The organism is Acinetobacter sp. ANC 4973, from assembly GCF_002135275.1.
GTDB lineage: Bacteria > Pseudomonadota > Gammaproteobacteria > Pseudomonadales > Moraxellaceae > Acinetobacter > Acinetobacter kyonggiensis.
The window spans coordinates 81285-106879 of record NZ_NEGM01000008.1 but is presented as its reverse complement, the minus strand read 5'-3'; the positions used below and the strand labels follow the sequence as shown (position 1 = coordinate 106879).

Below are 25595 nucleotides of genomic sequence, written 5' to 3'. Positions count from 1 at the left end.
TTCCACTTCCTTGTACGCAATGAGCTTTCATATAAATACCGCCTTTCTTGAGGTACTTACTGGCAAACAAACTTAATCTGGAGCCAACCAAGCATTTAATGGACCCACATCACTTTTGACTCCATAAGCATATGAAGATTGGTGAGAAGGAGCTCCTTGATAAAGAATATAATTACAAGTTATTTCAAGCTCTTTATAAATTACATTATCTGTAGCACAGCAATATAAAAGTGCTATGCCTATATCCTTACCATTTTTTGAGGCTCGTACAGTTATGTATTCACCTTGCTTGATAGGCTGACCAAAAGAATGGCATTGCCAGCCATTGTCCCTGAGCATTTTTACTATTTCATCGTTCATTTTAGATGAAAGAATTGCTGAACGACCTAACCAACCATCATCAGAGGCAGTAGGGTTAAAAGGCAAACAATTATTAATTTGTAATTGCTGCAAGGTATGCTTTTTAATGACTTGCATGTTTAAGCAAGCAAAAACATCATTACGAAAAGATTCTGATCTTTTATCAGGAGTTGGTGAAAAAATTGACAGCTTAGATTCTCTTAATGCAAAACACTCAATAAAAGCAAGAGCTTGTATTAATCCCATAGCACGGAAAAAATTAGAAGGATTTTGCCAAATTTCAGACTTTGCATGTGCGAAAAAATGTCTATTGAAACCTGATGTATTTTTATAATGCTTAGTTTCCTTATAAAAACTATTTTTAAGCCAATTACCAATGAGTTCTATGATTTTAATACGTTCATTCATTACCTTTAAAACATCAAGGTCTATGTATTCTTTAGGTATCCAGTCAACTCCCTGAATATGATCGAAAGTTATATTTTTTTGGGCTTGTTTTATACATTTGTCAACTTTATCAATCAATTTTAGATCAGTGGATGAACTATCAATAATAGAGGTTAAAATATTTTCAACGATTGGGATTAGAGATGCTATAGAGGTAACTCTCATTCCACTATAGAAAGCCAAAACCGATTCTCTAATTACTGGTACATGTTTTGATATAGCTATTGAGTTAGGCAACGTTTGTACAGTGACTGGTATAATATTAGAAAAATTATATACCGTTGAAAAGAAGTGCTCAAAACGTTCTTGAAGCTTCTCCCTAGTAAAATAATCTTGATAGCCAATTTTCAAATTAGCTACTTTAAATCCATTACTTATCTGTTCTCGACTCATAAACACTGGGGGAAACCAGTCCACTTTAGCCCAAAACTCTTCTTCTTTTTGGCAAGGCAAAATATTGTTCTGATAATTTTCTATTTCTGATAATTTTTGTCGAGGTAATAGTGCTGTTGAAGCATCTTTTAATGTAATTTTAATTGCTGGAATATTCTGATTGAAACCAAAATCACATTCTTCAATTTTTAAAATCTCACATCCTTTTTCTATACAGTAATTTCGTACCTCTTCTAAAGTTATTGATGACATTTTATTTAGCTTATTAAGTTCATACCAAACCCCTCTAATTTTTTTTAATTTTTGCTCTGACATGATGAACCTGAATATATAAAGTTGAAATTACCTATGTAAATTAACCCTCACTAAAAAGGGCAAGAAAAACTAGATTAACCTTAGCACATCAACTCTCATTTTCATCACATGAATTTCCTTGCCAACTTACTCTTTTAACCTGACATTTCTAATTTTTTGATAGAATCACTTCGAACCCATTATATGGAAGATTAGTTCTCAACATAGACCATCAATACTAAAACCATGATTCAAATGAATATATATTCACAATATTCATTTGATGATTAATCTGTTGGTTTGTATAGCTGTCTTTTTTACTGTGACAAGTGTGACGTTTGTGACGTATCTAATTAAGGTTATGTTTTATATATATTTATCTAATAAAAATACGTCACACTCATTGAATAATCTAACTCATTTCAATTGTGACGTTGTGACATGAAAATGTGACGTTTCTCCTTGAGCTAAAATATGCGTCACACTCGTCACAGTCACGTCACACTATTGAATATAGCTTTAAATAAAAACTGTGACGCATTAAATATTATATATAACAGTGTCTTAAAGCTAAAATAATACATCACGTCACACGCGTCACAGTGAGTAATCATCATGTTTAGATTTCATTATTAAAGTTCTGTATAGCATCAACCTTAAAATGCATCATGGTTGGACGTGAACCATCAGGCAGCTTACCGCCCATCCGCTTGGTATAACGGCCATCTTCACAATCAAGCCATCCGCTTGCCTTTAAAACCTTCTTAGCACTGGCTTCATTCATACCGATGCACATTTCCTTTTTAAACATGATTGTTGATACAAGGTAATGCCCTGAATCAGGGTCGTAGTAGCCGACACGGTTATTGATACGTGGGCGCAGAACTTCACCATCTGCCTGTCTAATCACGGTTAGATCTTCAAAACGGCTTGTGCCATTGGCTTCAAAAAATGCCTTGATATGCTCCAATATTTTAGTTTCTTCCATGTTCTCGCCGTTGCCTAGATTACCTAACCAAGTGTTAAAACATTGCGCTACAGCCTCAAATGCGCGTCCCTGTTTCCACCCTGTAATGCCTGCTTGTGTTGCCAGTTCTCCAGCAGTGGCCACAAGTGCAAAACGGCGTAAAACACGGCTGGCTTGGCCGTTCTTTATTTGGCTGTGCTGTTCAATAAAGCTGTCCAGCAGGGCTTGGGCTTTCTCCATGACAGCATCTTTATCCTTAGTCAGATATTCCAACCATTTGATACCCGCATGACCATAATGCTTTGATGCCAGTTCATTTATGCGGTTGCCAATATCTTGCGGTGCTGTGCCGTAGTTAATGCAGTCAAATACGCCGTAGCCTTTGCCTGCATCACTAGGAATGTGTGCAAAGCGCAGTAATAGCCCTGCATCCAGTTCGATATTGCCACGGCGCAAATGCTCCTCAAGGGTGACTTCACCAGTAGAGGTATACATGAGGCTAAATTGCTTGGCATCGCGGTTTTTACCTGACTTGCTGCTTCGGGCTTTACCTTGGCCACCTGTCAGCATATAAACAATATCCGACACGGCTTTGGGTACAGCTTGGCGTAGTTCATCCAGATTTAAGAAGCTATCGTTTCTAAGCTCTGCCTCATTCTCTAAAGCATTGTCCGTGGTACGCCATGACTTAGAGATATGCTTAGGATTACCCCATATACTGCATGATGCTTTGGTAACGGTACTTTTCCCATCTGTTGATGAACCATAGATATGAAAACCGCCACTTTCAGCACCTAAAGGCAAAACCAATTGCCCTGAAAATGCACTTGAGAATGCCAGTACCGCTAAAGCATGAGGTTCAATTAATTGGCTCAATTGCTGCCATTCTTGAAAACTCCCCGATACGGTGTAAGGGCTTTTATTATCACTGTGAAAAAGTAGTTCTTCATCTTCACTGTTGCCATAGGTTTTATTGGGTGTAGCAAAACAGTAGCCATGCCATCCTGCACGATCTACACACCTAAAGCGTTGCTCTATCGGGTAATCCTGAATGTAGTTAATAAATACATTTTTCTTATAGGCTTGGCGTGGTGGCATCAGGCCATGATTGGCAATAATTTTTAAGGCTTCCTGCGCTTCCCCCATAAAATGCTCATAAGGGATTAATAATCGGTGCAAGGTATTGTCCTTGTCATGAAACTGAATAACACGCTTCCAGTTGTCATTATTCAGGCTTCTCGCCTCACCTAAAATAATGGCTGAATGACAAATAAAAGTTCGGGTTTGCTTAAGCTCCCCATCTTCATCTCTTTTTTCTTTAATCAGATATAGGCCATTGTCCAAAATATGCAGGAATGCACCGTCATCCATCCTAAAAGGTTTGGCCAAGTGGCCTTTAGGTAACAGACTAAATTTAGGCAGTTGCTCTATAGCTTCATCAATAAAAGCATTCACTTCCTCTTTGCTGTCAGTTTTTAATAGCTCAGTGAGAAACTCAGCATCCATAATCGTTTGATACTGATTCAGCAATCGAACTGTCGTATTTTTCTCTAGGCTTTGGAATGCTTCAAGCTGAATATGTTCAGGGCGTACAGGCATATATAACTGCGTATAGCCTGCCTTTAATAACTGATTAATCACAAACTGAATTTGATCAAAATCAAATGGCTTAAGTTCGCTTTGCTTGGTATTACATAGACTGGGTAATATCACCAATGCCACGGCGTAACCGGTTTGAGCAATCTTAAAGAATGCCTCTAGGCTATAGGTAATAATGACAGATTTATCTTGGTGAAAATCTCCATAGTAGGCAAAGCCTTTGGCCAATCCATCAGGAATGACAACTACACGCTGGCCATCCTGTAATACAGCACATTGAACAAGCTCTAATTGACCATTCACAATAGGTAGAATCACAGGGCTTTCGTACTGAATACCGTTAATCTCTACATTGCTTTGATCAACATAGATCGGCTGTTCAGGACTACCAAAACGCTCAATGATTGAATGGTTTAGATATACTGCATCCAGTGGATTTAGGGTGGTGCATTGCGTTAATATAGTTGCAGGCTGAGTTAGGCCATGCTGAAAGTTTTGTTGGGCGGTGTCATTCATAGTGATACCGCCTTTTTATTTGCTTCCCATTCTTTCAGATACCTTTCACGATCAACATCGTAAGAATCCGTATGGCTTTCAGCCAAATATTCAGAGAGGTTTATTAAGCGTTCAAGATTTGCAAATGCAGCAGGATAAACATCTTTTTTTGCTACAGACTGCTTAACTTCTTCGACTTCTTTTTTTATTTGTCCAAGTAAGGTGTAAAGCCATGAAGTATTTTCATAAACTAAGGCATAAGTGTCATGTAGATCGCCAGCATCATAAGTTTTAGGCGTATTTTTGGAATTGATTTGATTATTCATTGTTAAGCCTCCACTAGATCAGTAGGGGTATATTCCTGTTCCAGTTGTTGGCTTAGTTCTATATGGTCGCTTACCATCATGTTGGTAATAACCAACAATCGTTTTAAATTATCTAGATAATTTACAGGAATGCCATACGCTTGATGCAAACGCTCTTTGGCTTGGTTAAATTCAGTAAGGATTGCACCCAACATGGCATGAGTGTCAGCAGATTGTTCATGTGCAAGGCTGTACGCCTCATATAATTCTATAGTGTTGTGTTGAGTGGAATTGATTTGTGTAGGCATGATTAATGCGCTCCTTTGTTGCTTAAGGGAGCTTTGCCATTCACGACCAAATGAGGGTGGCAAAGCTGAAAAGGGTTGGTCGACAGGGAACAAAGGAAACCTGCACACTCGAAAGTGTCCCTCTCCAGCTCCGCCATAATATGCGAACGCATAGAGATTTTACGCACAAAAAAAGCCCTTGCGGACTGTGCGCCTTTGTTACTATTGTAGCCGACCAAAGCTAATTCACCATGTGGGTGAACACGCTTAGCATAAGATGGTTTTGTACAGCTTGCAACAGGAAAAACAGTTATTGCCCGAACTGAGAACAATTTTAAGAGGTTTTTCATGCGCCTATGCCTCCAATACAGCTAATTGACTGGCCAAAGCTGGGCGGTTGGCTTTAAAGTTTTGAGCAAATAAATTTAATGCTGTTTTGCGCTGCTCATAAGTGCATTGAGAGCCAATCAAAATTAGGTCTTGAGCTTCCAGCTCTGCCAATAAATCCAATTCATCGTATGAAAGGCTATCACGGTCTAAACCAGTGAATTGGCCTGTTATAGCCCAATTGATCAAGCGCGCTTCATTCATGTAATGATGGGGCTTTGTTTCCTTGCCTAATTGCTCGCGTGAAAGTTTTAATACGGCGGATACAGCTTTATAAGTTGCGGCCGCTTGATGACGTAAACGGCGTTTATCAAATATTGGGTGATTGCCCCTTAATAAGTAGTCGATCTGTTCGTCACACCAAATAGCAAAATCAATATCTAGCCACTGGGCAAAGCGCACGGCTAATTTGGGATGCAGCCAAGTGCCTTGTGTAAATAACTTTGAATTACCTTTCTGGGTTTTTACAAAATCAGTGATGCGGGATAATCTCGTATCACTTTTTTGATTTTCTCTTTTAACAAGGGCATCAATATAACGTTGTGTATCTGGCAGACGTAGCCAGTCATTCGGTTTTTTATTAAAGCGATTCGATGCTTGAGTAGCATTAAACCAACCCTGCTCATTAAAACTAAGTTCATGGCCATCATATTGAGAAGTAATTAGTCCTTTCATGCTTCAACACCTCCCATAAACGTGTCAAACAAACGGCTTAAACTACCGCCGTGTAGGACTAGAACGTCTTTGGCTTCATTGTTCTGCATCAATTGATTCATGCCGTCTGTAATGCTTTGAACGCCCTCACCAACGGCAATCAGTTCAATAAAGCTACATGGCTCTTTGTTTACGATTAGATCGGCTTCAATGTCGCTTTCAGTGCTGGTTCGGTAGGACGCTAATACATATTGATTCATGGTCTAGCCCTCATTGCACACGGTTGATATGGATATTTGAGTTCATCAAAATACCGTCATTGGACAGCCCGACCTTTTGGCGGTTATCCATCATCTGCAATAAATGCTGTTCAGCATCGTCAATACTGATACCGAAATGTTTAGCAATGTCATCTAAGCTATACATAGCTTCGCCATCATCGGTGTATCCGCTTACTGGTGGCAGTAGATTCAATTCTTTGGCTTTGGCACTCATTTCCGCTTTGATATGATCAGGCGTGTAGTGCATGGTCAGAATAAATGCCTGTTCTGTGATGGCGTGGTCTTCACCGTACTGGACCAACATGGCTTTATAGTGGTCAAAGGCTTTGAAAAACTCAGGGGGTGTATGATTATTCATTGTATAACCCCCTCAAAAGTAAGCTCTAGATTGGTTTTGCACGTTTCAATACGTACAGCATTCAAGTGCTTTTCACGTTTACGGCGGTGCATACCATGACTGTGAAATGAACCCTTATCTTTGGATTCTTTTTCTTGCATACATAGACGGTTTAATTCTTCGTATGCGGTCTGTCTTGCTGAATATGAACCTGTTTTGCGAATGGTTGGCAGTACCTCGGCAAATACCCAGTTTTGGAAGTTAATAGCTGCGGGTTTATTGGATCGGAAAATGATGCGGTATAAATTCGGTTCATTTATAAATTTTACTTTCTGAGTACCGCCATTTGTAGGGATGTGGCAATCTGCCATACCCTTTGCATCTAAGTCACGTAATAGGCGTGATGTGCGGTCTACAGATAAAATACGACATACATCAGTAAGACAAAATAAAGGCTCGTTGTTCCCATCAAAGACAACACGAACGCCGTGTTCATTGAAATTAAAAGTAAATGGATTCATACCTGCGCCTCTTTTAAGGCGGGCCAATACTTGGGTTTGATGGTTCATGATTAAGCCTCTAATACTGCGAGGCTTTGCTTTTGGCTGTTATGCCACTCTACAAGCTCAGCATAGTCGAAATAGACTGGTGCTTGTTTGGTATCACCTTCTTTGATCGGGCGTGGAAAAGAGGCATCGGTACGTACTTTATGGCGCAGTGCTTCACGGCTTATATCCAGTAGCTCACAAGCTGTTTTGAATTGGACACGAATTGGTTTGATCGACATAAAAAAGCCCATACATGAAAGAATATGAGCTTAGTATGTTTATGATTTTTATTTATTTAAACCGCTATGCACGCACACCGTACGGTGTGCGTGCATAGCGTACGGTGTGCGTGCTGTGTGCTTGCAAACCGTAATTAATTAACCTCGATCCTGCTTAAGCCAATAATTCAGATTATGGAGTCATTGGCTTAAGCAGGATCGAGGTTAATTAGGTTTTTTATTATCTCTAAGTTGCTTTTGAGAGTCGCCTATCCATTTGACTACTGTTCTATGAGATACGCTCACTTCACCACCTTTTATTAAAGCATCTGCAAATTTGGCACGACTTGGAAATTCATGTTTGCTATTCCATTTGTTTAACACTGTTTTCTTCTCCTGCTCATATGTTTTAGCCTTGGCATTTCCACCAATAGAGAATTTTGCAGATACAATAACTTTGCCAATTTCAGCTGAATAATATTCATTCTTGGCCGCTAATGTTGAACCGTAAACCCTATTTGCAATGCATAGACAATTTAAGATTTGCTCATTATCATTTTGCTCAATAAAAAATTCAGTTAGTGCTATCCATAAAAAAGTAGAAAATAATCCTCTCTCTATAATATTGTCTAAATTGTTCTTAAGATCTTGATTTATAAATTTTTCAGCTAATCGTATTGTCGATTTTTTTGTTATTTCATAATTCCCATTAGTATTAGTGATTTCTAGTTTTGCTTCATCGGTCAACGCATACATTTTTGCGCTTAGTGATAGCATATGATTACTTTCACTTATTAAATTATTTTGTTCATACAAAAAAAATAAGTCTGAATCTAACTTGACTCTTAGAGCCTGTATTTGATTTCTTACCTGCTCAATCATTGTTATGCCTCCCACAGCACACCCAAAATAGAAAAAGCTAAATCAATCGGATTGGGCATCCGACTTTCGCCCCGTCAGGCTAGACTTAGCAAACTGAATATAAACGGTATTTAATTATATTTATATGTATTTGGGTAAGTTATGCGACAAGATACATCACTTAACCTTTTTAAACTGAATCACTGTCTGATCCGCTATTTCTTCTAAATGGTTTGCATACCACTGCATCATGTTTGCCCTATCCTGTAGGTATTGAGCTTTGTTATATACCCCTGCTACGCCGTCCTTAACATGAGCTAAAGCAGCCTCAATATGACGTTCATCAAAGCCACGGTTATTTAATAAGGTACTGGCGATATGTCTAAAACCATGTGGTGTTTGTCTACCCTCAAATCCCATTCGACGTAATGCCATGATAAAAACAGTATCTGATTTGGGTTTGCTCTTGTCCGATCTACTAGGGAATAGATACTCAGAATCAGTTTCATAGGTTTTTAATTCTTGAAGTATCGCTACTGCTTGCTTAGGTAAAGGCACAACATGCTCACGGCGTTTCTTCATGCGTTCCTCTGGGATATTCCATAAACCTTGTTCTAGGTCGAACTCATCCCATTTAGCCCCTCTTAGCTCAGTAGGGCGACAAAACAGCATAGCTAAAAGCTGTAATCCCATTCTTACGTCCATAGTGGGGTAATTATTAATTGCTCGGATTAATGTTGGTAATTCCGCCTCACTCACATGAGCCATGTTTTCTTTTTTACCTTGCTGTAAGTATTTTTGAATACCCTCTAATGGGTTGTAATCAATTCGCCCTGTGACCTTTGCAAAGTCATAAATATCACGACACATGGCACGGACACGGTTCACCTGTTCATATATACCCTTTGACTGCTGTATACCTTTTAAATGATTCATCCATTCAATAGGTTTGATTGTGGTGTACAAGCGTTTACCAAAAATTGGAAATATATGCTTTTCTAATGCACCCTTATTTCGGGTCATGGTGTCCTGCACCCAAGTATTAACTTTCGTGTCTAACCACTCACGAGCTAATATTTCAAAGGTCGCGTTATTTTGCTCGAGCTCTTGGAGTTTTCTTTCTTGCTTAGTAATGATTGGGTTTTCACCTCTGGATACATCATCTAAAAGTTCTTTAGCTTTCTTACGTGCTAATTGACCACTGATTTCAGGATAACCACCCAAACCCAACCACGACCATTTACCATTAGGCTTTTTATATCGAAGTTGCCATGACTTATTACCATCGGGTTTTACTCTGATATACAGGCCATTGCCGTCAAGCTCACGATATTCTTTTAGTTCTGCTTCAAGATTGGCAATTACAGTATCAGACAAAGGACGGCGTTTTATTTCTGATCTTTTCATTTAACCGTGTATCCCTTGAGTTCAATATTTATCAAAGGATACATGTGGGGATACATGGAAAGCAACACTATATGCTTTTATGTTTGGTTATGATTAGGCATAAAAAAAGGCTTAACCCCTTTAGGATTAAGCCTTTTAGTTCCAAAACTTGGCATATTTTGCCATGTTCGGGAAGGTATTTGGTGGAGGTGGCGGGAGTTGAACCCGCGTCCGCCAGCACTACGCTCGAGAATACTACATGCTTAGATATCGTCTATTGTTTTAACTCTTTGTGACCCGACGAACAGGGTACAAATCGCGATCCTCTTAATTTAGTACAAAACCCCAAGGCTTGGTTTTATACGGACTTGTGTGCGTGCGCTTCAGTCGGACTCTCTAACCACAAGTATTCGGAGAGGCGGACAAGCTGCCCTTAGGCAGCTAGAGCGTATGATTCGTCGTTTGCGACTAAAAAATGCAAATTTGATTTACGAGAGAAAATGCGCTCTCGGCATGCATCTATGAGTTTCATCACCAGCGTCGAAGCCAGAAACACCCCCAAAGTACAGCGCAATCATAGCATAAATGTCAAAAATTACGATGTAATTTCTAAACTTTTACATAACTAGATGCGTTTAATTACATAATTGAGCTAATATTTTACTTTTCAAGTCTAATAATAGAAAAAATTATGAGTTATTTACTTGCACTCGATCAGGGGACGACATCTAGTCGTGCGATTATTTTCAATGAACATGGAAAAGTTCAGGCAACAGCCCAACGTGAAACCCACATCAAAACACCGCATTCGGGCTGGGTGGAACAAGATGCTCAAGAAATCTGGACAACACAAATTGCAGTGGTGCAACAGGCTCTAGCATCGGCTCGCATTCTGGCCAAAGACATTAAAGCGATTGGACTGACCAACCAGCGGGAAACCACCATCGTTTGGGATAAACGAAATAGTAAACCCCTATCCCCTGCGATTATTTGGCAAGACCGTCGTGCAACGGAGTGGTGTAACCAACTCACACTGCAAAATTTACACGATAAAATTCACCATAAAACAGGTTTACGCATCGACCCCTATTTCAGTGCAGGGAAATTGTTTTGGCTACTGGAAAATGTAGCAGGTTTACGTGAACTTGCTGAACAAGGGCATGTCGCTTTTGGCACGGTTGATAGCTGGTTAATGTGGAATCTGACTCAAGGTGCGGAACACGTCATTGAAGCCAGTAATGCTTCACGCACCATGCTGATGAATCTACAGACCCAACAGTGGGATGAGGAATTACTTGAACTCTTTAATATCCCCCACTCTGTTTTACCTAAAATTATTTCATCCGACACTTATGTCGCAGATACAGCAACAGGTCTACTGGGTGCCAATATTCCGATTACGGGTATTTTAGGGGATCAACAATCTGCTTTATTTGGTCAATCTTGCTTTGAAATTGGTACAGCGAAAAATACCTATGGTACAGGTTGTTTCATGCTGTTTAACACAGGGCATGAGGTTCAATTTAGTCAGAATAAATTACTCAGCACACTGGCTTGGAAATGCCAAAATCAAACCACCTATGCCCTTGAAGGCAGTGTATTTATGGCAGGTGCCATTGTGCAATGGTTACGCGATGGTTTAGGCATTATTCAGCATAGTAATGAAGTCGAAAAGCTGGCTTGCCAAGTCAAAGATACCGATGGTGTGGTCTTGGTTCCAGCCTTTACAGGTCTGGGGGCACCGCACTGGGATAGCGATGCACGTGCTTTGCTTTGTGGTATGTCGCGTGGCACCAATAAAGCCCATATAGCACGAGCAGCCTTGGAATCCATTGCTTTTCAAGTTTCCGATGTCTTAACCGCTATGCAATCTGATATTGCACATCCTTTGAAAGAATTGCGTGTCGACGGTGGTGCCAGTCAAAATGATATGTTGATGCAATTCCAAGCCGACATTCTGAATGTTCCCGTACTTCGCCCCAAAATGCTGGAATCGACCGCATGGGGTGCTGCGGCTATGGCAGGTTTAAAATCTGGAATTTTTTCCAATATGTCTGAAATTTCAGAATCTTGGCAACTGGATCGGGCCTTTGAACCCAATATGGGTATTGATCAGCGCCAATTTCATCTGAATCAATGGCAAACTGCGTTAAAACGGTCAAAATCGGACATCTAATCAAAACTGTCTCTGCATCTCAGACGCAGAGACAGTTTTATAAACACGGCGGATTAATGCATAGGTTGACTAGCACCACCGACTTTAGGTTTAGGGCACAACCAAATGATTAATCCTGCAAAAACAAAAACCATCGATAAGATTAAAAACACATGGTTTGCTGACAAAGTTAAGGCTTCTTTATCCACTAAACTGGAAATATAACCCAAAGCACCATCTGGACTCATTCCACTTTGTATCAAAGTACTTTGTGTACTTTCAGGATGTAGATTGCTCACCATTTCACTGCGTGCAACTTTTGCTTGATCATCCCACATGGTCACCGCAATGGATGCGCCAATTGCCCCCGCCATGGTTCTTAAAAAATTCATCAGTCCTGCGGCAGATGCCATTTCATGTGGCTTAACTGAAGCCAATGCCATATTTGACAATGGAATAAAGAAAAATGGGACGGCAAAACCCTGTAAAATTTGCGGCAATGCCAATGTCATAAAGTCCGCATCAGTGGTCCAGAATGACCGCATGAGAGTCACAATCCCCAATAACATCAAACCAAAACAGGCTAAAGCACGTTGATCATATTTGGTGGACATTTTCGCCACAATGGGTGACATCATTAAGCTACCAAAGCCCATGGTGGCAGTAAGGTAACCTGCCCATGTTGCGGTATAGCCCAAGTTAATTTGTACCCATTGCGGTATCAGTACAATACTGGCAAAGAATGCCCCAAACGCAAAGGCCAGTGACAACACTGAAATGGTAAAACTACGATAGCGAAAGATCTGAATATTCACTACGGGGTGTCGTTCGGTCAGTTCCCAAATAATAAAAACAATCAATCCAACGACAGTAATCACCGCTAAAGCACAAATAAAAGTACTATTAAACCAATCATTTTCATGCCCTAGATCCAGCATCAACTGCAATGCACCAATCCAAATAATCAGTAAAAATAAGCCAATACTATCTATTCTAATTTTCGAAATAGCCGTTTCAGCAGGTTTTAATAAGCGTAATGCTGCAACAGCACAAAAAATCCCGACTGGAATATTGATAAAGAAAATCCAGTGCCAAGATAAATTATCACTGATTGAACCGCCTAAAATAGGTCCAAGAATAGGTCCTACGACGGTGGTCATCGCCCACATGCCCATGGCTTGGGATTGTTTTTCTGGAGGGAAAATACGCATCAGCAAGGTCTGGCTAAGTGGCATAATTGGCCCACCAAATAGCCCTTGTCCAATACGACACATCACCAGCATTTCTAAACTGGTCGATAAGCCACATAAAACCGAAAAAACAGTAAAGCCAATCAAACTGATGATAAATAGCCTGACTGCACCAAAACGCCCCGCCAACCATCCAGTCAATGGAACACAAATCGCTTCGGCAACGGCATAGGAGGTAATCACCCATGTGCCTTGTGAACTTGAAACGGCCAAACTGCCAGTAATATGCGGCACAGAAACATTGGCAATAGTCATATCCAATACGACCATAAAGTTAGCCAATGCCAACACAAAAGCCGCAAGGATGAGGCGCCCTCCTTTAAGGTCGCCAAATGGTACGTAGTTATTATTCATAAGCCACTACTTCGAAGCGAGGTTAATTTTCGCTTCCATAGATAAGCCTACACGTAAAGGATGCTCAGCTAATTCTTTCGGGTCAAGCGCAATTCGCACAGGTAAACGCTGCACCACTTTAATCCAGTTGCCTGTGGCATTTTGTGCAGGGATTAAAGCAAATGCTGAACCCGTTCCACCTGAAAATCCAACAACCGTGCCATGAAACTCAACCTCATCACCATACAAGTCGGAGGTCAGAACAGCTTTTTGCCCTGCTTTAACTTTGGCCAACTGGCTTTCCTTAAAGTTAGCATCGACATACAGTTTCGAAATAGGCACCAACATCATTAACACTGTACCCGGTGCGACACGTTGTCCAACTTGAATATTGCGACGTGCAATCACCCCATCAAACGGCGCTTTAATTTCGGTACGTTCTAAATCAAGGATGGCTTGTTTTAAACGTGCTTGTGCAATCAATACATCGGGAGCAGAAGTTTCATTACTACCACGGATCAATGCTTCATTGGCAGCCAAGGTACTTTGTGCTGCTTTTTGACTCGATTGCGCTTGCGCCAAGCCTGCTTTCGCCAAATCCAAACCTGCTTGTGCATTATTTACAGCACTTTGAGCAGTACTCAGTTCTTCTTTGGAAATTGCCCCAGAGGCACTGAGTTGACTACGGCGTGCCAAGTCATTTTGCGCTTTATTCAACTCTGCTTGTGCTTTAGCCACTTGTGCTTCTGCACTATGAATGCCGTCATCACTAACAAAAACTTGAGAATTTAAAGCACTGCTATTGGCCTGCGTTTGTTTGTATTGACGCTGTGCTTTCATCAATTCAGCTTGTGCCTGTGCCAGCGCAATTTCAGCATCACGTTCATTCACACGTACCAACAAATCACCTTTTTTGACTTGTTGGGTGTCACTGACCATCACATCTAAAACCTGCCCGCTGACCATTGAGGTAATGGATGCGGTTTCTGCACCGACATAAGCATTTTCGGTACTGACGGAGTGATTAAAAAACAAAGTCCATACCGCATATGCAACAGCAGCAATAATGAGTATCAATGCGACCATGCTTAAAGCTTTCTTTCGTTTTGCTTTTAGAGCAGCATCCGAAATTTGTTCATCTGGTTCTGGCAAGGTGTTTTTAGCATCTGTCATGATTATTCCTACATCCAACAGACTTGGTCACCACATATCATAGGTGTTGTTTTGATCGAGATAAAACCAACAGCTATAAAGACCATCCATGTGATGCGATGGTGTCGATGAGAAAGTCATTTTTTATTTAATATTGATGGCGCATTTTAATAACAAAAAATCATGATGCGAGAATAAAAATGTAACTGATCAGTCTTTAAAATGATTTTGGCATTGAATTGTCATTCAATGCCAAATAAATTTTTCAGTTCTATTGATTTTAACTTTACAAACTTAAAATAAACTTAATATGCATAAGATGCGATTGCCGTTGCAATCGGCTTATCCTCATCATTGACCAAGGTCATCCGCATAGTGCAACCCTTACGACCTAAACGTAAAGTTTCAGCACGCGCAATAAAATATTTACCACGACCCGGTGCCAAATAATCGACGCGCATATCGACAGTCGCCAAACGCGTTACCTTTTTAATGGTATCTGGCAGTTCATCGGCTTCCGCCTTTTTATATAACTCGCCCATTGCCGCAATTCCGCCAATACTATCTAAAATAGTCGCAGCGACCCCGCCATGCAAAATTTGAAAAGCCACATTACCAATCATAAAAGGCTGCATTTCAATATAGGCTTCAATTTGCCCATCCACCACACGCATCAGCATCTCATTGTGTTTAAAGTAAGGAGAGCTATTAAATGCATGACACAACTGTTTGAGGACAACATCAATATCGACCTTCGCGCCTAAATGTATGTTACCGGTCCAATTTTTCTCTGCTTGCGTCATAGTCTGCTCGAATACCTTAATTTGAGAAATAGCCATTAACTTATGCCCTAAAAGCCAATTCTAGGGCTACAATAGCGCTAGTTTAATACTGATCAATGAGATTGTTATGACTTATACGTTCAATCGTCCTGCATTTCCTGCCACTCGCATGCGTCGAATTCGTAAAAATGATAAATTGCGTTCTATGGTACGTGAAACCCAATTGACGACCGATCATCTCATCTATCCAGTATTCGTACTTCCGGGGCAAAACCAAACCCAAGATATTCCAAGTATGCCCAATGTTCAGCGCCTGTCTGCTGATCTGCTGTTAAAAAAATCAGAACGCTTACTGGAACTCGGGGTGTCTAAACTGGCTTTATTCCCAGTCACGCCACAAGAAGATAAAAGCCTAACTGCTGAAGCGGCTTGGCATGAAAATGGTTTAGTACAAAATACCATTCGTTTACTGAAAAAAGAGTTACCAGAAATGGTGCTCATCACTGACGGTGCGCTTGATCCTTACACCACGCATGGTCAAGACGGAATTATTGATGACACGGGTTATGTGCTGAATGATGAAACCATTGAATGTTTGATTAAACAGGCCTTAAGTCATGCTGAAGCAGGTGCAGATGTGCTTGCACCCAGTGACATGATGGATGGTCGTATTGGTGCAATTCGTACCGCGCTTGAAGCCAATGGTCATATCTATACCAATATTATGGCTTATTCAGCCAAATATGCTTCGAGCTTCTACGGCCCTTTTCGTGATGCTGTCGGTTCATCCAGTAACCTAAAAGGTGGCAATAAATATAATTACCAGATGGACATCGGCAACCGCGCTGAAGCCTTACATGAAATTGCACTGGATATTCAAGAAGGTGCAGACATGGTGATTGTGAAACCGGGGATGCCTTATCTGGACATCGTGCGTGAAGTGAAAGATAACTTTGCTATTCCAACCTTTGTTTATCAAGTCAGCGGTGAATACGCGATGCTGGCGGGTGCGATTCAAAATGGCTGGTTATCCGATGACGTGATTATTGAATCACTGATGAGCTGCCGCCGCGCAGGTGCAGATGGAATCTGGACTTATTTTGCAGAACAAGCTGCGCTTAAACTCAAAGACATGAACTAAGGACAAGTGGCGCAAGCGATGAAAATTGCCATTATTGGAGCAGGTATTAGCGGTTTAATGTCTGCTTTAGAGCTTGTGGAACAAGGATGTTCCGTCATTATTTTCGACCAGCAACACGCAGGTCAAGCCGCATCATGGGCTGGTGGCGGAATTCTCTCCCCGATGTACCCGTGGCGCTATCCGCATGCTGTGAATCAATTGGCACAACACGGAAAGTCTCTGTATTTAGACTGGAATGAAAAATTAAAGCCTATTTCAGGCATTGATTTTGAAATTCATGAAACAGGTCTACTGATTTTTGATGAAGCTGATTTTGAAATAGGATTGAATTACGCCCAGCAATTTCAACAACCAATGCAGCACGCTGAATATTTACAAGCAGAACAATTGGCACAAGTGAATCCCTTCATTCATCCGCAATTTCAACATGCCATGTATTTCCCGCAGATTGCCAATGTACGTAATCCAAGATTGTTACAATCTATGATTGGCTACTTAAAGCAGCACCCTAAAGTTGAATTTATTGAACACTGTCCAATTGAACAGTTCAATACTGTAAATGGCAAAGTTCAATCCATTCGTAGTCAAAATCAGCAAACCTATTTCGCAGACCAGTTTGTAATCACGACTGGCGCTTGGTCTAAACATTGGTCTGAACAACTCGATTTAGACATTCCTGTCCAGCCTGTACAAGGACAAATGGTGCTGTTTAAAACCCCACAAAACTGGTTGCCCACCATGTGCATGAATAAGGTGATGTATTTAATTCCACGTTTAGATGGGCATGTCGTATGCGGTTCAAGCATGGCCCATTGTGGTTTCGACACCACGCCTACTGCTGCAACCAAACAGACCATTTTAGCAGCATGTTTCGAGATGGTGCCTGAACTGGCAGCATTTCCAATCGTCAAACAATGGGCTGGCTTAAGACCAAGTTCACCGACAGGTGTGCCTTATATTGGGAAAATGCCCGAGCTTGATAATGTATGGGCAAACTTTGGGCATTTCCGTAATGGCTTATGTATGGGGCCTGCATCTGCACGCCTATTAAGACAACTCATACTGAAACAACCGACCTTGCTCGACCCAAAAGCTTTTTGTCCAACAAGACTGACTGCCAATACTTTAACGACTTAACTCGACCCTAAAATATCCTCCAAAGCCAGCTTTAAGGTTGGGTATTTAAACTCAAACCCGACCTCTTGTAATGCTTTGGGTTGCACATACTGACCATTTAAAACCAATTGCGATTGCTCTCCAAGCAGTGATTGCAAAACAAAAGCTGGTAAACAAAATAAAGGGTTACGTTTCAGTTGCTGCGCGGCAATTTGCGCAAATTGCGCTTGGCTTATTTTTTCTGGACAGACCACATTAAAAGTCTGAGCCGTGGTTTCTTTGGTCATTAAAAATTCAATTGCGCGTAGCACATCTTGTATATGCACCCAAACCACAGGTTGCCGTCCATGCCCAATACGCCCCACCATATTCAGTTTAATCGGCAATAACATTTGCGGAAGAATGCCACCATTGTTTGCAAAGACAATCCCGAAACGTACGATTTTAGTCTGCTGAGACTGAAAACTTAATGCAGCATGTTCCCATCGCTGACACAGTTCCGACATAAAAATAGACTGTGGCGCAGACTGTTCAGTACACACCACTGTCCACTGTTCAGTCGGATCAATACCATAATAGCCCACGGCAGAACCTGAAATAATCCGCTTGGGAAAAATCTGTCTTTTTTCTAAGTAACGATAAAGTTGCTGTGTGGTTTCAACGCGACTCTGGATTAACTGTTGTTTTCTTTTGGCTGTCCAACGTGCCTTGCCAATATTTTCGCCCGCAAGATTAATCACATAATCAATATGATCGGTTTTCAGTTCATCTAACTGCTGAATCCAAATCAGACTCGGATGACGAGACAGCTTATCTTTTTGTCGCGTGAGTCCAACCACTGCATAATCACGCGCCAATAAATAAGCAATAAGATGCGAACCAATAAAACCACTTGCACCTGTAATCAATACACATGCTTTTTGCATTTCATGATCTCTCTTGTTTCTTCTATCTATAGATCAAGAGCGTTGAAAATTCAAGCATGGAACATTGATCAACCGAACATTTTTTTTGCCATACGTTGTGCTTGTTTACCATAAAACCAATATGTTAAGAGGTATAGCGGTATCGCAATCAACAGAATCATCACCATCACTACACTCATAAATTGTGGATTTTTTAGATAAAATAGGAAATTTTGCCAAATATCGGGATCACCTTTAGAAAAAATTAAAATTCCAACCAACAAAAAGGCAAGGTTATAGCCCCAGAAAATCAGACTAAATCCTAAAGTTATTTTTTTCCGCTCTTGATCACTGGGTGCACGCTGTTGTTGTTTTAAAAACTTATAAAGCACTAAGATCATGGCTGTTAAATACGGTATTACGGTCAAAATACCGCCCATGCCTGTAGGCAATAAAGCGGCTAAAACACCGCAGATACAGGTAAAAATAAAGCAAAATAAAAAAAACCATAAAAAATATCGATTTAGTGACACTATGTACCTACGTAAACAACGTTTAGATCACCATTATAAAAAAAAATGAGTTTTTTTTCATTTTATTGTCAACCAATCTGTAAACCCCTACGTTATATGAGGTAAGAAGTTCATAAACCCGTTAATTTGTACCGGCATCCACAACGTTTTCGGTGAACTTTTCCTAAAGCAATAAACTTACTAAGTTTCAAGTTTTAGTATGGAACAGCAGCCCGAACTAAAATTTGCAACAGATTTTTTGACCGACGATTTCACATCACTCGAATCGTCGGTCTTTTATTTTCTACAGCTTATTTTCTAATTTTCGTATTCATTTGCAAATGCTTAAAGCAATACCTGATGCATTGCTTTGCTCTAGAAATGATAAAATAATACGATATGCGAATGACGCAAAAAACTACTTCATACCAAAAATGAGTTTTAAGCCCAGTAAGGTCATGACCCCACCTGCAATTCGGTCAAAAATAGCTTTAGACTTTAAATAAACTTTTCTTGGCCCTTCAGCCGATAATGCCACGGCCACCAATGAATACCAGCCTGCATCAATAAAAAAACATAAAATCGGTAAAACCAGATAAAAATAAGTAGGAATTTCTTTCGGTAACAGTGCCGTAAAAACACTGGCTAAAATAATGGCAATTTTAGGATTACTTAACTGCGTAATTAAACCTAAACGATAGGCCTGCGCATGAGTCATGGGCTTTACATCGCCTTCTGCGGTTTGCATCGGCTCTTTGGCATGTTTAATAATTTTATACGCCAGCCAAAGTAAATATAAACCACCACAAATTTTCAAAGCCAGATAAGCTGATGGCACTGCCAGTAAAACAGCTTGCAATCCCATGACTGCTAAAAAGCCAAATAAAGCAGCACCCGTACCTGTGCCTAAAGCGGTAAATAATCCATGTTTACGTGAAATCGAAATTGAATTTTTTGCTACATAAATAAACGTTGGCCCAGGGCTGATTGCACCCAACACCAGCGCCAAAGTAATTGAGCCTAATATCAATAATGATTCCAATGCGTTTGACCTTAAATAATGAGGAAAAATATGTTGACCAATTCTACGTGTTTTATATGCTTATTACCCTAATAATTTTATATTTCAGATTAATTAGATCACTCACATAGATCAAAGAACGCTCAATATTTAATTCCTTAAAATCAGCACTACCTCATTTTATTGATTTAGTTTTTATATCTTTACCTAGACATTAGCGTTACTTTTGAAAGGTTTAAAAGAAGTAAACATCTACGCCAAATTCCTACCCATTTGACGTAGCACACTGCATCTGTTACTTCTTGCACAATCACCCTACACTCCCATGTACTGACAATATTCAAATACCCAGCTTTTTTTATTGATCGCCTCACTGTTGAGCGACAGGTTTAATTTCGCGGGCATCCAGCTGGCTAAGACGATAATCCTGATCATGAATAGGCATACCACCAATAATCATGGTACGTACCTCAGTTTTTGGCTTGTTATAATCATCTTTTGCATCACAAGCCGTCAATAAAACCAACAAGCAAATAGATAAACCAATGGATAGCTTTTTCATTACATATCCTCTTTTTCATCATTGTTATATCGTTTAGCTTAGCACTAATGCACATTTAGTGATCTTTTTTTTCTAATCCAAATTCAATGACTTAAGATATTCTTACAAATAAAGATGATTTAAAATTTTTACAACCATATTTGCCCAAACAAGATGAACACTGAACTCTCTAATTTTACAGCTTTAATTTTATTAGCTTCTAAAACTACGGGTACAATGCTGTGGAACTTATTGATTTAGATTCATCTATGTTTGACAGTATTGCCCAAACCATTGCTTATCAAAAATTACCGCTGGATGCCTCCGTCAGTCTGAGCATTAAACGGCTGGATCAAATTCATCCGCAAATTTCGGGCAATAAATTTTTTAAACTGAAATACAACGTTCTGGAAGCACAACAACAAGGCTTTGATAACGTATTAACCTTTGGTGGTGCTTATTCCAATCATATTGCTGCCACCGCCTATGCAGCACATTTATTTGGTCTAAAAAGTGTCGGGATCATTCGCGGTGAAGAACTGAGTGATAAAGTCCTTAATCCAACATTAAGCACGGCACAACACTTCGGCATGCAACTGCATTTTATCTCGCGCCAGCAGTATCGACACAAAGATCAGCCTGAATATTTGTCAGCATTAAAACAACAGTTCCCCGAGCACTATATTATTCCTGAAGGTGGCACCAATGCGCTTGCAATCCAAGGCTGTCAGGAAATATTAAGCGAACATGATCGACAAAATTATGATGTGATTTGCTGTGCGGTTGGGACTGGTGGCACGATTTCAGGTCTGATTGAAGCAAGTGCAGCCCATCAAACTATTTTGGGTTTTTCTGCATTAAAAGGGGATTTTTTATCCCATGAGGTTGCCCAGTATACGGTCAAGAAAAACTGGAACATCATGGATGATTATTGTTTTGGCGGTTATGCCAAAGCACCAACGGAACTGATGCAATTTATCGAAAAATTTGAACAGGATTTTGCTATTCCTTTGGAACAGGTCTATACCGGAAAAATGCTCTACGGGATTTTCGATTTAATTCAAAAAAAATATTTCCCCCCAAATACAAGAATTCTGATCATTCATAGTGGCGGTTTACAAGGTAAAGCCCTCAAGTAAGATCAAACCTGAAATTGAGCGCAAAATTGTCTATAATGCCCTGCTTTTATCTCCCGTGAGTTTTTCATGTCTTCAAATCAATATGATGTCATTGTTTTAGGTGCAGGTGCGTCAGGTTTGATGACTGCTTATATGGCTGCCGAACGTGGTCGTAAAGTTTTGGTACTTGAAAAAGCCAATAAAGTGGGTAAAAAAATTCTGATGTCTGGTGGGGGTAAATGTAACTTCACCAACCTGTATGTCGAACCTGAAAATTTTATTTCACATAATCCACATTTTGTGATTTCTGCCCTCACACGCTATACCAATTGGGACTTTATTGCTTTGGTCTGCCAACATACTATTGCATACGAAGAACGCAAACATGGTCAGCTCTTTACTCTAAATGGTGCCAAAGAAATTTTAACCATGCTGTTAGCTGAATGCGATAAAACAGGCTTAGTCGAAATTAAAACCAGTTGTGAAGTAAAAGCGGTGAACTCAATTGCTAATCAAGGTTTTCAAGTCGCAACCACACTCGGTCATTTTCAAACTGAATCAGTAGTGGTTGCATCAGGTGGTTTATCTGTTCCGACCTTAGGCGGTTCAGGCATTGGTTATGACATCGCTAAACAATTTGGGCATCATATACACCAGACTCGTGCTGGCTTAGTGCCTTTTACCTTTTCCGATCAGTTTAAAGAAGTCACCACGCGTTTAAGTGGCAATGCCGTCGATGCAACCTTATCGAATGACTTAAACAGCTTTACCGAAGCCTTGTTATTTACCCATCGTGGTTTAAGTGGGCCAAGTTCTTTACAACTTTCGAACTATTGGGATGTCGGTCAAAGCTTTAAAATCAACTTCCTGCCTTATCTGGATTTACTCGACTTTTTTAAAGCGAAGAAACAAAGCCAACCGAAAGTTTTGTTGCGTACATTATTGATTGAACATTTACCGAAAAGTGTCGTTTTAGAATTACAAACCTTAATTTGGGCTGAATCTGCTGAAACTTCAATTGGTAATTTGAGCGATGATAAATTAGAACAAATTGCCAATCGTTTACATGCTTTTGAGGTCAAACCATCAGGAACTGAAGGCTATCGTACTGCGGAAGTGACTTTGGGCGGTGTGGATACCACAGAAGTATCCTCTAAAACTATGGAAAGTAAGAAGCAAAAAGGCTTGTACTTTGTTGGTGAAATTTTAGATGTTTCAGGACATTTAGGCGGGTTTAATTTTCAATGGGCATGGTCGTCTGCACATGCCGCATCGCAATATGTTTAATCACTACTGAATTATTCTAAATAATCAGTACGCAATAAATCGACCTGTTTAGCCTGCTGTAAGCGAGCAATGGTGATCTCCATTTTAACCATTGCTTCTGCTGCATTAGAAGATTTATTGGCATCTAGCATCATCGAAAATGTCTTTAAAACTTTATTCAATAACATAATATTTCCCCTTTATTATTGCTAATCATTCATCCGAGTATGATTTATAAATATTTCATTCACATTAATCTAAATGTTTATTTTTTATGAAATAGTCATTTATAAATAGCATAAAAAATTAAAAAAACAATCATTTATTCATTATTTTTTCATCTTTCGTATCTGGTGATTTATTTACTGAATAATCATGTTCTATCTGATCCATTATTTGCTTAGGTTTGGCAAATACAAATTTATATGCACTAATCAAGAATCCTGCTGTAATTCCTGCAATGACAATTGGTGCTATAAATTTATTCGGTTGTTTTTTTAACATCACCCTTTCCTCATTAAGCATGAAATCAAAGATCGACCACATCACGGTGATCGATCCCGAGCAAAATTTAACGGTTATTTCAGATCATCTTTGGGATGAAGGTCAACATCTGCTTCTGCCTCTCCTGTAGAGCCAAAAGGTTTATTTAAGGGTTTATGGGCTGGATCAACATCAACTTCGGTGACAGGGACATCTGTACTTTGATATTCATCTGCCATTACGCTTGAATCAACTTGTTCAGTCAAAGAGGCTATGTGTTCCTCTGGTTTGGATGAATCATGTAACGGATTTGGTTTGCAGGCTTGCTTTTTGGCTTTATCCATTAACTCTGACAGTAAACGCTCCGCAGGTTGACGACCACCCAAACCAAAAGCCAGAGCAAATGCAACTGCAACTGCGCCTAGTGTTAAACCAAATGCCAAATTGACAATAGAGTCTGCAATACCCATGGCACGTAAGCCCATCGCCACCACTAAGCCCATAATCAGTATACGCACTAAATTGGCTAACCAACGTGAACTATTATACTCACCGCGCCCAATGACTTTCGCCACCAGATTGGCAAGCCAGAAACCGACCAATAAAATGACAGCACCCAATAAAATATCGGCACCGAATTGGATAAACATGGAAATCAATCCACTGACTTGTTCAAAGCCCAGTCGGTTTGCTGCTTCAGAAACAGCAAACAGCATGGTAAAGAAGACAATCAAGTAACCGACTATGCAAGACACTTTGGTCATGCCTAAAAAGCGCTGCACATCTAACTTAGCAGGTATTTCATCGACACCTGTTCCAGAGATCACTTCGACCACCAAATTGGCAACAAAACGTGAAACCACATAAGCCAAAATTAAAATTAGCCCTGCCGCAATAATATGCGGTATCGCATTCATAATTTCATACAACATCGCTGTAGCGGGTTGAGAAATGGCTTCTATGCCTAAAGTTTCAAACGCAATAATCAATGCCGTAATAATGACCATTGCAAAGACAAATGAACCAAGTACTTGCGGCAAATTGGAGTTTTTAAATAGACCAATTTTCTGTGCTTGTTGTTGTAAATTTAAACTATTGACCAAACCCTCAATAATACCGCGTACAATTTTTGCCAAGATATAACCCACAAAAACAATAACAGCAGCAATAAAGATATTGGGTAAAAATGAAACCATTTCATTAAGCATATTTTGGATTGGGAACAACAATCCATTTAGACCTAAAATAGATAAAACAATCGGAAGGAATAACAACAAAATCAGCCAATACACAATATTGCTAATATTTTGGCTAATTGGACTAACACCCACATCCGCACTGAGTTTTTCATCCAGTTGTGTTCGATCAAGTAGCTTTTGCAAGCCCACTTTGACTAAATTTGCCACAATCCAGCCAATAAACCCAACAGCCAAAGCAGCTAAAAGTTGAGGAATAAAGAGCAAGAACTGTTGAATCATATTACTAAATGGCCCACTGACACTGGTGAGATTCAGCACATTTAATGCACCAATCACGGCAATGATCATCACCAGCCAAAACACCACACGTGAGACAATACTTTCTATATTGGAACGATGCCCAGTGGCAGTAGAAAGCTTTTGATTTGTTCCCAATTTTTCTAAAACTTTCTTAACACCTGCTGCAATAACAAGTGCAACAATCCAACCAATCAATAAAATAGCAACAGCCGCTAAAATGGGATGAAATTGATTCCAATAGTACATGGCATCAAACTCTGCGCCTCTAGGAGCTCCAGAAAAATACTCATTCATGTTGTCATTTCCTCTTGTTATTACTTATTGAAGTTTTACTGTGTATAAATCATGCTGTTCTCTTGAGTGAACTCAGCCTAAAATGATGCAATTCAAAATACATTAGGTTTTGCTTGTTTTTTAAGCAACACTAACCATCACAAATACAACAAAATGGCACATTAGATTGCAAAAAACCCCAGTCTTTGCAGACTAGGGCTTGAGTAAA

At 39.9% G+C, this 25595-nt stretch carries 27 protein-coding genes and 1 other RNA gene; 5 read left to right on the top strand and 23 right to left on the bottom strand.

The window, feature by feature from the left end; all coding sequences use genetic code 11:
* Positions 1-72 precede the first annotated feature (72 nt).
* The 13 genes from B9T30_RS11500 to ssrA all read right to left on the bottom strand — a co-directional run bounded on the left by B9T30_RS11500 (position 73) and on the right by ssrA (position 10379).
* The gene (locus tag B9T30_RS11500) at positions 73-1515 is read right to left on the bottom strand and encodes a hypothetical protein (RefSeq protein ID WP_086185108.1); all 1443 of its coding nucleotides are present in this window, start codon (positions 1513-1515) and stop codon (positions 73-75) included.
* A gap of 598 nt (positions 1516-2113) precedes the next feature.
* Entirely contained in the window at positions 2114-4576 is a 2463-nt protein-coding gene (locus tag B9T30_RS11495; protein WP_086185107.1) for a DUF927 domain-containing protein, read from the bottom strand.
* Positions 4573-4881 (bottom strand): hypothetical protein, encoded by a 309-nt coding sequence (locus B9T30_RS11490; RefSeq protein WP_086185106.1) that lies wholly within the window; start codon positions 4879-4881, stop codon positions 4573-4575. Before B9T30_RS11490 ends, B9T30_RS11495 begins: the two co-directional genes overlap by 4 nt.
* 2 nt (positions 4882-4883) lie before the next feature.
* On the bottom strand, positions 4884-5168 hold the full coding sequence (locus tag B9T30_RS11485) for a hypothetical protein (protein ID WP_086185105.1): 285 nt from the start codon (positions 5166-5168) through the stop codon (positions 4884-4886).
* Positions 5169-5170: 2 nt separating this feature from the next.
* On the bottom strand, positions 5171-5497 hold the full coding sequence (locus B9T30_RS11480) for a hypothetical protein (RefSeq protein WP_086185104.1): 327 nt from the start codon (positions 5495-5497) through the stop codon (positions 5171-5173).
* Between the two features lie 4 nt (positions 5498-5501).
* Positions 5502-6209 (bottom strand): KilA-N domain-containing protein, encoded by a 708-nt coding sequence (locus B9T30_RS11475; RefSeq protein ID WP_086185103.1) that lies wholly within the window; start codon positions 6207-6209, stop codon positions 5502-5504.
* On the bottom strand, positions 6206-6448 hold the full coding sequence (locus B9T30_RS11470) for a hypothetical protein (protein ID WP_086185102.1): 243 nt from the start codon (positions 6446-6448) through the stop codon (positions 6206-6208). The genes B9T30_RS11475 and B9T30_RS11470 overlap by 4 nt, the downstream gene beginning before the upstream one ends.
* 10 nt (positions 6449-6458) lie before the next feature.
* Positions 6459-6827 carry a hypothetical protein gene (locus B9T30_RS11465; RefSeq protein ID WP_086185101.1) on the bottom strand — a complete coding sequence of 123 codons (369 nt, stop codon included), beginning with the start codon at positions 6825-6827 and terminating at the stop codon, positions 6459-6461.
* Entirely contained in the window at positions 6824-7327 is a 504-nt protein-coding gene (locus B9T30_RS11460; protein WP_086185146.1) for a Bro-N domain-containing protein, read from the bottom strand. Before B9T30_RS11460 ends, B9T30_RS11465 begins: the two co-directional genes overlap by 4 nt.
* 50 nt (positions 7328-7377) lie before the next feature.
* Positions 7378-7593 carry a transcriptional regulator gene (locus B9T30_RS11455; RefSeq protein WP_086185100.1) on the bottom strand — a complete coding sequence of 72 codons (216 nt, stop codon included), beginning with the start codon at positions 7591-7593 and terminating at the stop codon, positions 7378-7380.
* 204 nt (positions 7594-7797) lie between these two features.
* On the bottom strand, positions 7798-8454 hold the full coding sequence (locus B9T30_RS11450; RefSeq protein ID WP_086185099.1) for a hypothetical protein: 657 nt from the start codon (positions 8452-8454) through the stop codon (positions 7798-7800).
* 156 nt (positions 8455-8610) lie between these two features.
* Positions 8611-9840, bottom strand: a complete 1230-nt coding sequence (locus tag B9T30_RS11445) for a tyrosine-type recombinase/integrase (RefSeq protein ID WP_086185098.1) — start codon at positions 9838-9840, stop codon at positions 8611-8613.
* Positions 9841-10020: 180 nt separating this feature from the next.
* Positions 10021-10379: a transfer-messenger RNA gene (ssrA, locus tag B9T30_RS11440) on the bottom strand.
* A 131-nt stretch (positions 10380-10510) separates the two neighbouring features.
* Between ssrA and glpK the strand changes: the two genes are divergently transcribed.
* A complete protein-coding gene (gene glpK / locus B9T30_RS11435; RefSeq protein WP_086185097.1) occupies positions 10511-11995 on the top strand; it encodes a glycerol kinase GlpK in 1485 nt (494 codons plus the stop codon).
* A gap of 53 nt (positions 11996-12048) precedes the next feature.
* On the opposite strand, the gene B9T30_RS11430 is transcribed toward glpK, so the two are convergent.
* From B9T30_RS11430 to B9T30_RS11420, 3 genes are all read right to left on the bottom strand, one after another.
* On the bottom strand, positions 12049-13578 hold the full coding sequence (locus B9T30_RS11430) for a DHA2 family efflux MFS transporter permease subunit (RefSeq protein WP_086185096.1): 1530 nt from the start codon (positions 13576-13578) through the stop codon (positions 12049-12051).
* A gap of 6 nt (positions 13579-13584) precedes the next feature.
* Positions 13585-14730 carry an HlyD family efflux transporter periplasmic adaptor subunit gene (locus B9T30_RS11425; RefSeq protein WP_086185095.1) on the bottom strand — a complete coding sequence of 382 codons (1146 nt, stop codon included), beginning with the start codon at positions 14728-14730 and terminating at the stop codon, positions 13585-13587.
* A gap of 284 nt (positions 14731-15014) precedes the next feature.
* On the bottom strand, positions 15015-15512 hold the full coding sequence (locus B9T30_RS11420; RefSeq protein WP_086185145.1) for a thioesterase family protein: 498 nt from the start codon (positions 15510-15512) through the stop codon (positions 15015-15017).
* Between the two features lie 106 nt (positions 15513-15618).
* Between B9T30_RS11420 and hemB the strand changes: the two genes are divergently transcribed.
* Together hemB and B9T30_RS11410 are read left to right on the top strand one after the other, a co-directional pair.
* Positions 15619-16632, top strand: coding sequence for a porphobilinogen synthase (hemB, locus tag B9T30_RS11415; protein ID WP_086185094.1), 1014 nt, complete (start codon positions 15619-15621; stop codon positions 16630-16632).
* A gap of 18 nt (positions 16633-16650) precedes the next feature.
* Positions 16651-17769: an NAD(P)/FAD-dependent oxidoreductase gene (locus B9T30_RS11410; RefSeq protein WP_086185093.1), complete on the top strand. Its 1119-nt coding sequence runs from the start codon at positions 16651-16653 to the stop codon at positions 17767-17769.
* Here the strand turns inward: B9T30_RS11410 and B9T30_RS11405 are convergent.
* From B9T30_RS11405 to B9T30_RS11390, 4 genes are all read right to left on the bottom strand, one after another.
* Positions 17766-18674 (bottom strand): TIGR01777 family oxidoreductase, encoded by a 909-nt coding sequence (locus tag B9T30_RS11405; RefSeq protein WP_086185092.1) that lies wholly within the window; start codon positions 18672-18674, stop codon positions 17766-17768. The two genes, B9T30_RS11410 and B9T30_RS11405, sit on opposite strands and share 4 nt — an antisense overlap.
* 68 nt (positions 18675-18742) lie before the next feature.
* Positions 18743-19189, bottom strand: a complete 447-nt coding sequence (locus B9T30_RS11400; RefSeq protein WP_086164465.1) for an ABZJ_00895 family protein — start codon at positions 19187-19189, stop codon at positions 18743-18745.
* Positions 19190-19583: 394 nt separating this feature from the next.
* Positions 19584-20207: a LysE family translocator gene (locus B9T30_RS11395; RefSeq protein WP_086185091.1), complete on the bottom strand. Its 624-nt coding sequence runs from the start codon at positions 20205-20207 to the stop codon at positions 19584-19586.
* Between the two features lie 349 nt (positions 20208-20556).
* Positions 20557-20748 (bottom strand): NF038215 family lipoprotein, encoded by a 192-nt coding sequence (locus B9T30_RS11390; RefSeq protein WP_086185090.1) that lies wholly within the window; start codon positions 20746-20748, stop codon positions 20557-20559.
* Between the two features lie 248 nt (positions 20749-20996).
* Here B9T30_RS11390 and B9T30_RS11385 point away from each other — a divergent pair, with 248 nt between their 5' ends.
* Together B9T30_RS11385 and B9T30_RS11380 are read left to right on the top strand one after the other, a co-directional pair.
* The gene (locus B9T30_RS11385; RefSeq protein ID WP_086185089.1) at positions 20997-21866 is read left to right on the top strand and encodes a 1-aminocyclopropane-1-carboxylate deaminase/D-cysteine desulfhydrase; all 870 of its coding nucleotides are present in this window, start codon (positions 20997-20999) and stop codon (positions 21864-21866) included.
* A 66-nt stretch (positions 21867-21932) separates the two neighbouring features.
* Positions 21933-23132 (top strand): NAD(P)/FAD-dependent oxidoreductase, encoded by a 1200-nt coding sequence (locus tag B9T30_RS11380; RefSeq protein ID WP_086185088.1) that lies wholly within the window; start codon positions 21933-21935, stop codon positions 23130-23132.
* Positions 23133-23143: 11 nt separating this feature from the next.
* Here the strand turns inward: B9T30_RS11380 and B9T30_RS16510 are convergent, their stop codons facing one another.
* The 3 genes from B9T30_RS16510 to B9T30_RS11370 all read right to left on the bottom strand — a co-directional run bounded on the left by B9T30_RS16510 (position 23144) and on the right by B9T30_RS11370 (position 25387).
* The gene (locus tag B9T30_RS16510; RefSeq protein WP_171264161.1) at positions 23144-23299 is read right to left on the bottom strand and encodes a hypothetical protein; all 156 of its coding nucleotides are present in this window, start codon (positions 23297-23299) and stop codon (positions 23144-23146) included.
* Positions 23300-23429: 130 nt separating this feature from the next.
* Positions 23430-23615 (bottom strand): hypothetical protein, encoded by a 186-nt coding sequence (locus B9T30_RS11375; RefSeq protein WP_086185087.1) that lies wholly within the window; start codon positions 23613-23615, stop codon positions 23430-23432.
* Positions 23616-23689: 74 nt separating this feature from the next.
* On the bottom strand, positions 23690-25387 hold the full coding sequence (locus B9T30_RS11370; RefSeq protein WP_086185086.1) for a mechanosensitive ion channel: 1698 nt from the start codon (positions 25385-25387) through the stop codon (positions 23690-23692).
* Positions 25388-25595 lie beyond the last annotated feature (208 nt).